Origin of the sequence: Streptomyces sp. LX-29 (assembly GCF_029541745.1) — a bacterium.
In the GTDB taxonomy this organism is placed as follows: domain Bacteria; phylum Actinomycetota; class Actinomycetes; order Streptomycetales; family Streptomycetaceae; genus Streptomyces.
In genome coordinates, this window is record NZ_CP089746.1 from 3,329,371 (window position 1) to 3,342,496 (window position 13,126).

The following is a 13,126-nucleotide window of genomic DNA, read 5'->3' on the forward strand; positions in this document are numbered from 1 at the left end:
TGCACGGTGACCGCCCCGTCGACAGCAGGCTATGTCTTTGTGAACGCGTGCACAAAGATGGTGTCCGCTTTGTCCGACCAAAGTGACCGGCGTCACGCGCCCCATCGGGCCGTTCGTGGAACCACATCCCAGGTCCCACCGTTCACGTCCGACACTCCGGTATCGCGAAGGAGTCGACGACAGCATGCGCGCCCACTCCTCACCGCTTAACCCCCGGACACCAACAAATCGCCCATGATGGTAATCGACCAGACGCGCGATCCCTACTCGTCGGTTCGAATAGCGGGCGGTTCGCACCGTGCGCGGGGCGAGGGGTGCGGCGGGAGACAATGAGGTACATGAGCCCGCTGCTGCGCCGCACCGACCGCAAGAAGCCCACCGAGCGCACCGTCACGCTGGTCGGGAAGCCCGGATGCCATCTGTGCGACGACGCACAGGCGGTGATCGAGGAGATCTGCGGCGAGCTGGGCGCCTCCTGGGAGAAGAAGGACATCACCCAGGACGAGGAGCTGTACCGCAAGTACTGGGAGCAGATCCCGGTGATCCTGATCGACGGCGAGCAGCACGACTTCTGGCGGGTCAACCCCCAGCGGCTACGCAAGGCGCTCGGCGGCTGACCGCCTCCCGTCGCGAGGCCGTCGACCCGGGTCGGGCCGATCCCGAACGCCCCTGGCAAGGGGCCGTCGCCTCGGGCCCACCAGCGGCGGGGCCGATGCCGGTTCGGCGGCCGCACCCCGCCTCGGGCCTCGGAACGGGCCGCTCCGCCACAGGCCCCTCGCCGGGAGGCGGTCCCGCAAAGTTCACACCGCTGAACCCGGCCGCCTGAAGGATGCACCGAACAAACTGGCTATGCTCGCGCCATGGCCGCACTGGGATGGTTGACCCGCCGTAATCGCTTTGCCACCGCGCGCAGCGTGCTGGCCGGCGAGGCCGCCGCCGAGGCCGCGCGGAAGACCGCGCAGGAGCGGGACGCGCAGCTCGCGAGAGTCGAAGCGGAAGCGGAAGCCGCGCCTCGGGAAGCGGTGAAGGAGCCGGAGTTCCCCGTCGTCGGCGACGTGCGGGCGGCCGCCTTCTTCGACCTCGACAACACCGTGATGCAGGGCGCCGCCATCTTCCACCTGGGCCGCGGCCTGTACAAGCGCCATTTCTTCCGCAAGCGCGAGCTGGCCCGCTTCGCCTGGCAGCAGACCTGGTTCCGGGTGGCCGGGGTCGAGGACCCGGCCCATATGGAGGACGCGCGCAACAGCGCCCTGTCCATCGTCAAGGGTCACCGCGTCGCCGAACTGATGACGATCGGCGAGGACATCTACGACGAGTACATGGCGGAGCGGATCTGGCCCGGCACCCGTGCCCTGGCCCAGGCCCACCTGGACGCCGGGCAGAAGGTGTGGCTGGTGACCGCCGCGCCGGTGGAGACCGCGACGATCATCGCCCGGCGGCTGGGGCTCACCGGCGCGCTGGGCACCGTCGCCGAGTCGGTCGGCGGCGTCTACACCGGCAAGCTGGTCGGCGAGCCGCTGCACGGCCCCGCGAAGGCCGAGGCGGTGCGCGCGCTGGCGGCGGCGGAGGGCCTGGACCTGACGCGCTGCGCGGCCTACAGCGACTCCGCCAACGACATCCCGATGCTCTCGATCGTGGGACACCCCTACGCCGTCAACCCCGACAGCCGGCTGCGCAAGCACGCGCGGGCCCACGGCTGGCGGCTGCGCGACTACCGCACCGGACGGAAGGCGGCCAAGGTGGGCATCCCGGCCGCGGCCGGGATCGGGGCGCTGGCGGGCGGCGCGGCCGCCGCGGTGGCCGCCCACCGACGCCGCCGCTGACCGGCCGAACCCGGCCGAACCCGGCCGACCGGTATGACGATGTGATCACCGGCTGAACCGTCAACTACGCCGGTCCACTGAACTTGCGGATCACTTTCGGTCACCGGCCGCCGGCGGATCACGTTCGGTCACAGCCGGTCCGGAATCCGTCAATCTTTCCTTCCTACCCCACATGGCCCCCCTCAGTCCCGCCATCGCCGGTTTGCCACAACACGCCATGCAACCAGGCAGATCACGAACCGATCCGGTCAATTCGCGGTCGATATCCGGTACTTGATCGAACGCAAATCCATAACGGAGCAGACGGAATCGATGATTTGAGCAACTGGGTGTAGCGTCGCCTGTACGAAGCGTTATTCTCCTCAGACGCAAACCGGTACCCACACGTCCCTACGACGGGTGAACGGTCCCGCACTGCACGTGATGGAAGCTCTGCCTCTGGGAGTCCCGTGTACCCACACGTCGGGGTTGACGCCTCGGGCCTGGCTACGCTTCGCGCGACAGTCCTCGACTGTCTGCGCGGACTTGTCCCCACCGCGTATGCCGTCCCCGCCTTCGCCACACCCGCGCCCGCCGGTTCCGCCAGCCCGTGTTACGCCCTGGCCGACGGTGGTGCTGCGGTCGGCAGACGGGCCCGTAGCGCCACCACCACCGCCCGCCGTCCCAGCGCCGACAGCGACAGCCGCCGCATGATGGACCTGGTCGAACGCGCCCAGGCCGGTGAGGCCGAAGCCTTCGGGCGGCTGTACGACCAGTACGCCGACACCGTCTACCGCTACATCTACTACCGGGTCGGAGGCCGGGCCACCGCCGAGGACCTCACCAGCGAGACCTTCCTGCGCGCCCTGCGTCGCATCGGCACCTTCACCTGGCAGGGCCGCGACTTCGGCGCCTGGCTGGTGACGATCGCGCGCAACCTCGTCGCCGACCACTTCAAGTCCTCCCGCTTCCGGCTGGAGGTCACCACCGGGGAGATGCTCGACGCCAACGAGGTCGAGCGCAGCCCCGAGGACTCCGTCCTCGAATCCCTTTCCAACGCCGCGCTGTTGCAAGCCGTCCGCAAGCTCAACCCGCAACAGCAGGAGTGCGTCACCCTCCGCTTCCTCCAGGGCCTGTCCGTCGCCGAGACCGCGCGGGTGATGGGGAAGAACGAAGGCGCGATCAAGACCCTCCAGTACCGAGCCGTCCGTACTCTGGCCCGGCTCCTCCCGGAGGACGCGAGGTAGCGAGCGGGCCGCGCGTTCCGATCATCCGGACCGCGTAACCCCAGTCCCGCACCGCTCGTTGTCCGGGATGCAGGCTCCCAGCGGTCACGCCATATGCCCGTTCCCCACTCGTTCGACTGAGTGGCGCGGGCCAGGCGTGCAACCTTCCAGGTGTCCTGGGGAGTCGACGTCTTGAGACGAGAGGAGGTGCCGCCTGTGATCGCGAATGTATCGGCCCACCGGCGGGCGAACGCCTTCGCCCAGGCCCTGGATGCCTTGGAGAACCGCGACGCGGATCTCCAGGGCGCCACCCAGGCTGAGCGGTCCGACAGCACTTCGGCGGAGAGTGCCGAATGTGTCCGGCTGCTGGATCTGGCGAGTGGGCTTGGCGGGCTGCCGGCACCGGAGTTGGACCCCGAAGTCAGGACCACGCAGCGGGCACAGCTGATCGCGGCCATGGAAACGGCCTTCGCGGAGGGCGGCTCACGCCTGCCCGAGCAGCGGGCCGGCCGCGGTGCCCATCGCGCGAAGCCGCTGACCAGACTCCGGCCCAGGTCGCGCTGGACCAAGGGGCTGGCGGCGGGCGGGCTCACCGTCGGGGTGGCGGCGGGCGCGCTCGGCGGCGTCGCCGCGGCCAGCTCCGACGCCCTGCCCGGCGACACGCTCTACGGGGTCAAGCGGGGCATGGAGGACTTCAAGCTGGACATGGCCGACGGTGACGAGGACCGCGGCCGCATCTATCTGGACCACGCCTCCACCCGGATGAGCGAGGCCCGCCGGCTCATGGAGCGCGGCCGCTCCGGCGCTCTCGACCATGAGTCGCTGGGCGAGATCCGCCGGGCGCTGTCCGGCATGCGGCACGACGCCGCGGAAGGCCACCGGCTGCTGCGCCAGGTCTACGAGCGCGACGGCGACCTGGGCCCGATCCGGGCGCTCTCCTCGTTCACCAAGTCCCACCGCGAGGGCTGGAGCCAGTTGCGCGAGAAGCTGCCGGTGCAGCTGTGGGACGTCGGCGAAGAGGTGAACTCGGTGCTGGTCGCCATAGACGAGCAGGTCCGTCCGCTGCGCTCGCTGCTCCCGCCCGGCCCGGACGAGGACAGGCCCGCCGTCGAGGCCGAGCCGGGTGCCGGCCCGCCGCACAGCGCCCCCGCCTCCGGCCGCGCGCACCAGCCCCCGCGTCCGTCCACGGCCGCCTCGGACGATCAGCGGGCCGGCGGTGGCAGTGAGAGCGGACGCACACCGGCCAGCAGCCCGGCCGCCAGCGAGCAGGAGGAGCCACGCGGCGGCCTGCTCGACGGGGCGGACGACCTGTTGGACCCGTCGCGCGAGGACGGCGGCGGCCTGCTGCCCTCCCCCAGCGCCGGTGACGGTGCCGTCTCCGGCGAGGGCACGCCCAAGCCGGACATCACCCTCCCGCCGCTCCTGCCCGAGCTGCTCCCGGACCTGGGTCTGAGCACGGAGGATCCGCCGAGCTAGGGGATGCACGAAGGCCCCCGACGCGTCACCTTGGGTTCTAGTGGTCGTCGCAACACCCCAGCTCAGGGGATGCGATGGACTTCAAGATCCGTGAGAGCCGCAAGGAACAGGGGCCCCGGAAGCTGCACCGGGAACGGGAGGAATACTTCCGGCTCGTGCAGCTGGGATTTGGCAACGTAGAAGCGAGCCGACGCGTCGGCGTCAACCCTCGGACCGGCCGTGAATGGCGTAACGGTCGGCCCGAGGGCCGCAAGAAGCGGCCGAGGCCGCCCGCGCATCTGGTGCGGGCGGCCTCCGCGCCATCCCGGTACCTCTCGGAGGCCGACCGGATCCACATCGCCGACCGGTTGCGGGAGAAGGCCACCGTCCGCACGATCGCGGCCGAGCTGGGCCGCAGCCCGTCCACGGTCAGCCGGGAGATCCGCCGCAACCGGCACCCGGTGGGCGGCCAGTACCGGCCGCACGCGGCCCAGGCCCGGGCCGATGCCCGCCGGCCCCGCCCCAAGCCGGGGAAGATCGGCCGGAACACCGCACTGCGGGACTTCATCCAGGACGCTCTGGACCTGAAGTGGAGTCCGGAGCAGATCTGCGAGAGTCTGCGCCGGACGTTCCCTGACCGGCCGGAGATGCACGTGGTCCACGAAACGATCTACCAGGCCCTCTACGTCCAGGGCCGCGGCGAACTACGCCGCGAGCTGGCCCGAGCCCTGCGTTCGGGACGCGCCCGGCGCATGCCACGCCGCCAGGCCCAGCAGCGGCAGCCTCGTTTCTCCACCCCGATGGTCATGATCAGCGAGCGTCCGGCCGAGGCAGAGGACCGGGCGGTGCCCGGCCACTGGGAGGGCGACCTGATCATCGGCAAGGACAACGGCTCCGCGATCGGCACCCTGGTCGAACGCGCGACCCGCTACGTGATGCTCCTGCACCTGCCCGAGGGCCGCAGCGCGGAACTCGTCCGCGACGCCCTCGTGACAACCGTGAAGACCCTCCCTGCACACCTGGTGCGCTCGCTGACCTGGGACCAGGGCTCGGAGATGGCCGCCCACGGCGCGTTCACCCTCGCCACCGACATCCCGGTCTACTTCTGCGACCCGGCCAGTCCCTGGCAGCGCGGCTCGAACGAGAACACGAACGGCCTGCTGCGGCAGTACTTCCCCAAGGGCACCGACCTGTCCACCCACAGCCGCGAGCACCTCGACGCCGTCGCCGCCGAACTCAACGGCCGCCCACGCAAAACGCTCGGCTGGGAAACCCCAGCCGAGCGCCTGCATAAACTGCTCGCGGCCTGATCAACACGACCACGTGTTGCAACGACCCCTAGAAACCGCCCACCCGCGTCGGGGGCCTTCGTGTTCGGCTCTTCGTGTTCGAGCCCTTCGAGCCTTCGTGTTCGGGTCTTCGTGTTGGGGGCCTTCTCAGCGGACCGCCGGCCTCAGAAGAACACCGACCGCCGCTGCACCAGCAGCTTGTACAGGGTGTGCTGAATCGTTTCGCGCACCTGGTCCGTCAGGTTGAACATCAGCATCGGGTCGTCCGCTGCCTCCGGCGGATGGCCGTCGGTGGGAATGGGCTCGCCGAACTGGATGGTCCATTTGGTCGGCAGCGGCACCGCGCCCAGGGGGCCCAGGAGCGGGAAGGTCGGGGTGATCGGGAAGTACGGGAAGCCCAACAGCCGGGCGACGGTGCGGGCGTTGCCGACCATCGGGTAGATCTCCTCGGCGCCGACGATCGAGCACGGCACGATCGGCACGCCGGCCCGCAACGCCGTCGACACGAAGCCGCCACGGCCGAAGCGCTGGAGCTTGTAGCGCTCCCCGAACGGCTTGCCCAGGCCCTTGAAGCCCTCCGGCATCACCCCGACCACCTCGCCCCGCTCCAGCAGCAGCTGGGCGTCCTCCGCGCAGGCCAGGGTGTGTCCGGCCTTCCGGGCCAGCTCGTTCACGACCGGCAGCATGAAGACCAGGTCGGCCGCGAGCAGCCGCAGGTTCCGGTCGGCCGGGTGGTGGTCGTGCACCGCCACCTGGAGCATCAGGCCGTCCAGCGGCAGCACCCCGGAGTGGTTGGCGACCACCAGGGCGCCACCGCTGCTCGGGATGTTCTCGATGCCCTTCACCTCGACCCGGAAGTACTTCTCGTACACCGGGCGCAGCAGCGACATCAGGACCTGCTCGGTCAGCTCGGGGTCGTAGCCGAAGTCGTCGACCTCGTAGTCGCCGGTGAGCCGTCGGCGCAGGAAGTGCAGCCCGTGGGCGACCCGGCGCTCCCAGCGGCCCGCGCCCGTCGGGTCCGAGGTCCCGGCGGACGACCGCCCGGCCTCCTCCCGCGCGCTGAACCGCTCGTCCTCCTCGCGCTGCGGCGGTACGGGCTTGAGCGGGCTCTGCGACCGGTCGCGCCCCGCTCCGGACCCGGAGCCGGCCCCGGACCCGGAGCCGGTGAACGGGGAGCCGTGCTTGCGCCGGGAGCGGGGTTCCTCGCCGAACGGAATGACCTTGGCGTCCGCCATGCTGGATGCGCTCCTCAGTTCTGGCCGCGGCCGGGGGCCGCGGGCAGCACCGCGGCGAGCCGGTCGACGGTACGGGCGAGGGACTGGGGTGGCAGCAGCCCGGGGCCGCGGCTGCGCACATAGTCCGCGAAGGCGTCCGCGGTCGTGTACTTCGGCTCGAACCCTAGCGTCTCGCGCATCTGCTGCGTGGCGACCACGCGGCCGTGGGTCAGCAGCCGGACCTGCTCGGGTGAGAAGTCGGTGATGCCGGCGAAGCGCAGCGCGGTACGGGCCCAGGTGAGGGCGGGCAACGGCAGCGGGACCGTGGGGCGGCCGAGCCGCCGGGCGGCCTGGGAGAGCAGCAGCACGCCGTCCCCGGCGATGTTGAACGTGCCGCTGTTGAGGGTGGCGCGGCGGGGCTCGGAGGCGGCGATCCGCAGCACCTCGATGGCGTCCTCCTCGTGCACGAACTGCAGCCGCGGGTCGTAGCCCACGACGGTGGGCAGCAGCGGCAGCGCGAAGTACTCGGCGAGCGGGGAGTCGGCGCAGGGGCCGAGGATGTTGGCGAAGCGCAGCACGCAGACGGCGACGTCCGGACGGCGCCGGGCGAAGCCGCGGACATAGCCCTCGACCTCGACGGTGTCCTTGGCGAAGCCCCCGCTGGGCAGCGACTTGGGCGGGGTGCTCTCGCCGAAGACGGCCGGGTCGCGGGGGGCGGAACCGTAGACGCTGGTGCTGGACTTGACCACCAGCCGCCGCACCGAGGGCGCCTTCTGGCAGGCGCCGAGGAGCTGCATGGTGCCGATGACGTTGGTCTCCTTGACCGTCGTCCGGCTGCCGCGCGGGCCGAGCGGGGTGCCGTTGACGTCCATATGGACGACCGTGTCGACCCCGGTCTCGGCGAGGAGCTTGCCGATGGTGGGCTGGCGGATGTCGGCCTGTACGAAATCGGCACCGCCCAGATGGTGCTCGGGGGCCACGGCGTCCACACCGATCACCCGATCGACGTCGGGCTCACGCTGGATGCGGCGCACGAAACGCCCGCCGAGCTGCCGTGCGACTCCGGTGACGAGCACGATCTTCCCCAAGACCAGCGCCTTTCTTCTCACCCTCGCCCAAGCCGGGCTGTGTCGCTCACGGTATCGACTCGATGTTCCGCTGTGATGACCACCCGAGGCGAAGCGCCGTGTTTTCAGCCGGAGGCGCCGGCGGAGCCGCCGGCCGGGGTGGTGGGGTCGTCAGGGGGCCGCACGGCCGGGCGGGCCGGGGCGGCCCCGGTGACACCCCACCGGGGCAGGACGCACCGCAGCCCCCCACCGGCCGGTGAGGGGCTGCGAGACGTGCACAGTGCCGCTTACTTCTTGTTGCGACGCTGGACGCGGGTGCGCTTGAGCAGCTTGCGGTGCTTCTTCTTGGCCATCCGCTTACGCCGCTTCTTGATAACAGAGCCCACGACTACCCTCGCTCACTTCGAATTCACTCGGTGCGGGGCGTCCGAGCCCACACGACCTACATCGGGCCAGCCTACCCGGCACCGGGCGATCGACGTAATCCGAGGGGGGCCGTCAGGCGGACTCGACCCCCACGTAACTCTCGCGGAGGTATTCATGAACCGCCTGCTCTGGGACTCGGAAGGACCTCCCCACCCGAATCGCCGGCAGATGACCACTGTGTACCAGGCGGTACACGGTCATCTTGGACACTCGCATCACCGAGGCGACTTCCGCCACGGTCAGGAACTGAACCTCATTCAGAGGTTGCCTATCGCCAGCAGCCATGACACACCTGAACCTTCCGCACATGTCGGGCACCGGCTTCCCCTCCGGTGACTCCTGCTCGCATGCGCGCTCCTCCCCAGGTTAGGGGCGCGTGATGCGAGTGGGGAAGAGGAGTAGCGATCGGACGCCTACTGTGACAGACACGCTCGATTGAGTACATAGCGAGTAAGCGGTCGGTAGTAATCGGACCGCGCAGCGTCATCAAGCGGAACCACCACGGACACCCACCCCTCGGCCTCTCCGACGAACGGCGCCGGGTCGTCGACGTCCGCCAGCCCCATGCTTTCAATGCCCAGCTGACCTGCTCCGCAGACCCATCCGTGGTCCCCGATGACAAGCTCGGGCAGCGGGCCTCCGGCCTCCGCCGCGGCCCCGAGCGCGACCCGAACCGGCAGCGGCGAATGGCTGTGCGCGCCAGGCCCCGGGCCCGTTCCGGGGACTCCGCTTTCCCGCACCAGCGCCACCCCCCGTACGTAGGCGAGGTGGTGCGTGCGTACGCCGAACCGGGTCGTTATGTCGATACATCGCCCCTGCGCGGGGGTGAGAACTCGGCAGCCCGCCGCCGAGAGAGCGGCGGCCAACGAGGCGTAGAAGCCGAGGAGTCGGTGCGGATGGCCGGTGCCGAGCAGCACCGGGGCGCCGCTCGCGGCGACCGTCCGGAGCCGATCGGCGAAGGCGCACAGCGCCTCGATCGTACGTTCGGGGTCGATCACCTCGGGCCCCGAGGTGTGGGTGGGGTCGACCGAGACCCCGCACCGCTCCCCCATCAGGCGCAGCACCTCGCCCGGCGACCAGTCGGCCGCGGGCTCGATGCCGATCAGCGTGCGCGGGTCCCGCGCCGCGAAGAGCCGGTATCGGCGCAGGCTCTGCTCCCGCTCCGTCGCCACCGGCCCGGCGAGTCGCGCCGCCAGCAGGTGCGCGCGCAGGGCGGCCGTCGTGACCTTGCCACTCAACACGGCACCGATGCTGGCGGATCACGGCGCGGACCCGGCACAGATCACCCGTGAGTGCCCACGGTCGGCCTAACGACGCGTGGGATTCGGCCCCTCCCGCGGCCGCCGACCGCCCGCCGACCACCGCCGACGGGGACGGTCGCGGAGGCGTCAGGGGATGAGGCCGTGGTGCGGGAAGACGGCGCGCCGCGTGGCCAGGATGGCTTGGTCCAGCCGGTCCGCCGGGTCGTACCCCCCGTCGGCGAAGTCCCGCCAGCGCGGGGTCCGGCCGTCGGTCATCCGCCGCGGGCCGGGCTGGCGGGTCCGCCGGTACACCTCGTGCGACCACTCCTCGGGCACCTCGGCCTCCGGCGCCAGCGGCCGCCCGGCCGCGATGCCGACCAGGTGCGTCCAGCTCCGCGGCACCACGTCCACCACCGCGTAGCCACCCCCGCCCAGCGCCACCCACCGCCCGTCGGCCAGCTCGTGGGCGAGCTCGTGGCACGCCTCGGCCACCGCGCGCTGCGCGTCCAGGCTCACCGCCAGGTGCGCCAGCGGGTCCTCGAAGTGGGTGTCGGCGCCGTGCTGGGTCACCAGCACCTGCGGCCGGAAGGCCGCCAGCAGCTCCGGCACGACGGCGTGGAACGCGCGCAGCCACCCGGCGTCCCCGGTGCCGGCCGGCAGCGCCACATTGGCCGCGCCGCCGGGCGCCGCCGCGCCGCCGCTCTCCTCGGGCCAGCCGGTCTGCGGGAAGAGGGTGCGGGGGTGCTCGTGCAGCGAGACGGTGAGCACCCGTGGGTCGTCCCAGAACGCCGCCTGCACCCCGTCCCCGTGGTGCACGTCCACGTCCACGTACGCGACCCGCTCCGCGCCCAGCTCCAGCAGCCGGGCCACCGCAAGCGAGGCGTCGTTGTAGACGCAGAACCCGGAGGCGCTGCCCGGCATCGCGTGGTGCAGCCCGCCCGCGAAGTTCACCGCGTGCGCGACGTCGCCCCGCCACACCGCCTCGGCCGCCGCCACCGACTGACCGGCGATCAGCGCGGACGCCTCGTGCATCCCCGAGAAGGCCGGATCGTCCTCGGTGCCGAGCCCGTACGTGGGGTCGGCGGCGGTGTCGGGGGCGGCGGAGGCCCGGCGGACGGCCGCGATGTAGTCCTCGCGGTGCACCAGCCGCAGCGTGGACTCCCCGGCCGGCTTGGCGGCGACCACCTCGACCGCGCGATCCAGCCCGAACGCCTCGACCAGCCGCATGGTCAGTGCCAGGCGTACCGGGTCCATCGGGTGTCCGGGACCGAAGTCGTAGCCCGTGACTGCCTCATCCCACATCAACTGCGCGCGGCCGCTCATGGGCCTCACCGTATCGGGCACGTTGATCGCCGAACTGTCGGGCGTACCCAAGAGTAGCCAGCACCAGCGTCATCGGCACCAGCATCGCGCCCCGGAGGCTCCACACCGCGCCGAGCGCGCCCACCAGGGGCGAGCCGACCAGGAAGCCCACGTAGTTGAAGACGTTGAGCCGGGCGACGGCGGCCTCCGCGGCCCGGGGCTCGGGGTAGCGCCAGCCCGCGGCGGCGATGGTCTGCGGCACGATCGCGCACAGCCCCAACCCCAGCAGCGTGAAGCCGAGCAGCCCCACCGCGGCGCCGGGCGCCGCCGCGACCACCGCGAAGCCGCCGGCCGCGAGCAGCGTGCCGGCCCGCACCACGCGGACCGCGCCGAAGCGGCGCACGGCCAGGTCGCCGACGGCCCGGCCGAGCAGGGTGGTGACCATGTAGAGGTTGTACGGCACGGTCGCCAGGGCGTCGGAGCTGTGCAGCACGTCCTGGAGGTAGGTGGCGCTCCAGTTGGAGACGGTGGCGTCGCCGATGAAGGCGAAGGCCATGACGAGACAGAGCGGCAGCAGCGGACGCATGTTCGGCGAGGCGGACGGGGCGGGCCCAGCCGCCTCACCCTCCGAGCCGGGCCCGGGGCCGGCTCTGGGGCCGGCGGAGCTGGGTCCGGCGGCGGCGCGCGGGCCCGGAGCTGGGTCTGGGTCTGGGGCCGGTGCTGGGATCGGGGCTGGGTGGGGGCCGGGGGCCGCCGCGGCCGCGTACCAGCGGCCGGCGGCCAGCGCGACGGGGATCAACACCGCCACGACGGGCGCGTAGAGCGCGCCGAGCGGCAGTCCACCGCGCGCACCGGCCCAGGCCAGCGAGGCCCCGACGATCCCGCCGAGGCTGTACGCGGCGTGGAAGCCGATGATGATGCTGCGCCCGTACGCCCGTTGCAGCCCCACCCCGACCATGTTCATCGAGGCGTCCAGGGCGCCGACCGCGAGCCCGAAGGCGGCCAGGGCCAGGCCCAGTTGCCACACCTCCCGCCCCGATCCCGCCGCGACGAGCGCCAGGCAGACGGACAGCTGGGCCCAGCGCAGCACGGTGGACGGTCGGACCCGCCGGACGAGGCGCTCGGTTCCCAGGCTGGCCAGGCCCGCGAGCACGGGGACCGCGGCGAGGAAGCCGGGCAGCCAGGCGTCGGGGACGCCGTAACGATCCTGCAGTGCGGGTATCCGGGTGACCAGGAGCGCGAAGACCGTGCCCTGGACGAAGAAGCTGACGGCCAGTGCGGCCCGGGCGTGTCGCAGGCGCGTCGGGCGCGTCTCAGTCATGGGGAGGGAGGGTAGGCGCCGCTCGCCGCACTGAGAAGCCGCGTGGGAGACCGTGGACTGCGAGGCCGCGCGGGAGCCCGGACCGGGCCCGGGGAGCCGCGGCCCGGTCAGCCGAACAGCCGCGGCAGTTCGTCCATCGTGGTGAAGCGTGCGGTGGCCTCGGCGAGCCGGGCGGCGGGCGTCATCGCGGTGAAGCCGAACACGTCCATGCCGGCGGCCACGGCGGCCTCGACACCGAGCGGGGAGTCCTCCACGACCGCGCACCGCTCGGGGGCGACGCCCATCGAGGCGGCAGCGTGCAGAAAGAGATCGGGGGCCGGCTTGCCGCGGCCCACGTCCTGCGAGCTGAAGATGTGCTTCTCGGCGAAGAGTTCGTCGAGCCCGGTCTTGCGGAGCGCCACGCGGATCCGCTCGTGGCTGCCGGAGGAGGCGAGGCAGTACGGAACGCCGTCCGCTCGCAGCTTCTCCAGAATCGGGACGACACCGGGCACGGGCTTCAGTTCACGGTGGAATCCCTCGAAGACACGCCGGTGATAGGTGGCGTCGAAGTCGGCCGGCAGCCGCTGCCCGGTGCGCTCCAGCACCAGGTCGTGAATGCGGTGCATGGCCGAGCCCATGAACTGTCGGATCGACTCCTCGTAGGTGGTGGGGTGCCCCAACTCCGTGAGGTACGCGGCGAGGACGCGGTTCGCGATCGGCTCGCTGTCCACGAGGACGCCGTCGTTGTCGAAGATGATCAGGTCATAACGCATAACGCACACCCTAAAAGCAAGAAAGCCCTGT

13 protein-coding genes are annotated in these 13,126 nt (G+C 71.6%); 5 read left to right on the forward strand and 8 right to left on the reverse strand.

Features of this window, described 5'->3' with window-relative positions:
- Positions 1–338: 338 nt before the first annotated feature.
- The 5 genes from LRS74_RS14250 (at position 339) to LRS74_RS14270 (ending at position 5,793) form a co-directional block, all read left to right on the forward strand.
- A complete protein-coding gene (locus tag LRS74_RS14250) occupies positions 339–617 on the forward strand; it encodes a glutaredoxin family protein (protein ID WP_277741347.1) in 279 nt (92 codons plus the stop codon).
- Between the two features lie 243 nt (positions 618–860).
- Entirely contained in the window at positions 861–1,823 is a 963-nt protein-coding gene (locus tag LRS74_RS14255; protein ID WP_277741348.1) for an HAD-IB family hydrolase, read from the forward strand.
- A 449-nt stretch (positions 1,824–2,272) separates the two neighbouring features.
- Positions 2,273–3,049 carry an ECF subfamily RNA polymerase sigma factor, BldN family gene (locus LRS74_RS14260; protein WP_277741349.1) on the forward strand — a complete coding sequence of 259 codons (777 nt, stop codon included), beginning with the start codon at positions 2,273–2,275 and terminating at the stop codon, positions 3,047–3,049.
- Between the two features lie 195 nt (positions 3,050–3,244).
- Positions 3,245–4,504, forward strand: a complete 1,260-nt coding sequence (locus tag LRS74_RS14265; RefSeq protein WP_277741350.1) for a DUF5667 domain-containing protein — start codon at positions 3,245–3,247, stop codon at positions 4,502–4,504.
- Positions 4,505–4,578: 74 nt separating this feature from the next.
- A complete protein-coding gene (locus LRS74_RS14270; RefSeq protein WP_277740628.1) occupies positions 4,579–5,793 on the forward strand; it encodes an IS30 family transposase in 1,215 nt (404 codons plus the stop codon).
- Between the two features lie 143 nt (positions 5,794–5,936).
- Here the strand turns inward: LRS74_RS14270 and LRS74_RS14275 are convergent, their stop codons facing one another.
- The 8 genes from LRS74_RS14275 to LRS74_RS14310 all read right to left on the reverse strand — a co-directional run bounded on the left by LRS74_RS14275 (position 5,937) and on the right by LRS74_RS14310 (position 13,095).
- Positions 5,937–7,007, reverse strand: coding sequence for a lysophospholipid acyltransferase family protein (locus LRS74_RS14275; protein WP_277741351.1), 1,071 nt, complete (start codon positions 7,005–7,007; stop codon positions 5,937–5,939).
- Between the two features lie 14 nt (positions 7,008–7,021).
- Positions 7,022–8,074: an NAD-dependent epimerase/dehydratase family protein gene (locus LRS74_RS14280; RefSeq protein ID WP_277741352.1), complete on the reverse strand. Its 1,053-nt coding sequence runs from the start codon at positions 8,072–8,074 to the stop codon at positions 7,022–7,024.
- A 266-nt stretch (positions 8,075–8,340) separates the two neighbouring features.
- Complete coding sequence (locus LRS74_RS14285) at positions 8,341–8,439, reverse strand: AURKAIP1/COX24 domain-containing protein (protein WP_003948845.1); 99 nt, start codon at positions 8,437–8,439, stop codon at positions 8,341–8,343.
- A gap of 112 nt (positions 8,440–8,551) precedes the next feature.
- Positions 8,552–8,764 carry a helix-turn-helix domain-containing protein gene (locus tag LRS74_RS14290; RefSeq protein WP_186318815.1) on the reverse strand — a complete coding sequence of 71 codons (213 nt, stop codon included), beginning with the start codon at positions 8,762–8,764 and terminating at the stop codon, positions 8,552–8,554.
- Positions 8,765–8,892: 128 nt separating this feature from the next.
- Positions 8,893–9,720, reverse strand: coding sequence for a phosphatase (locus LRS74_RS14295; protein WP_277741353.1), 828 nt, complete (start codon positions 9,718–9,720; stop codon positions 8,893–8,895).
- A 147-nt stretch (positions 9,721–9,867) separates the two neighbouring features.
- Positions 9,868–11,043, reverse strand: a complete 1,176-nt coding sequence (locus LRS74_RS14300; RefSeq protein WP_277741354.1) for an acetoin utilization protein AcuC — start codon at positions 11,041–11,043, stop codon at positions 9,868–9,870.
- Positions 11,012–12,343, reverse strand: a complete 1,332-nt coding sequence (locus LRS74_RS14305) for an MFS transporter (RefSeq protein ID WP_277741356.1) — start codon at positions 12,341–12,343, stop codon at positions 11,012–11,014. The genes LRS74_RS14300 and LRS74_RS14305 overlap by 32 nt, the downstream gene beginning before the upstream one ends.
- Before the next feature lie 107 nt (positions 12,344–12,450).
- Positions 12,451–13,095, reverse strand: coding sequence for an HAD family hydrolase (locus LRS74_RS14310; protein ID WP_277741357.1), 645 nt, complete (start codon positions 13,093–13,095; stop codon positions 12,451–12,453).
- Positions 13,096–13,126: the final 31 nt, after the last annotated feature.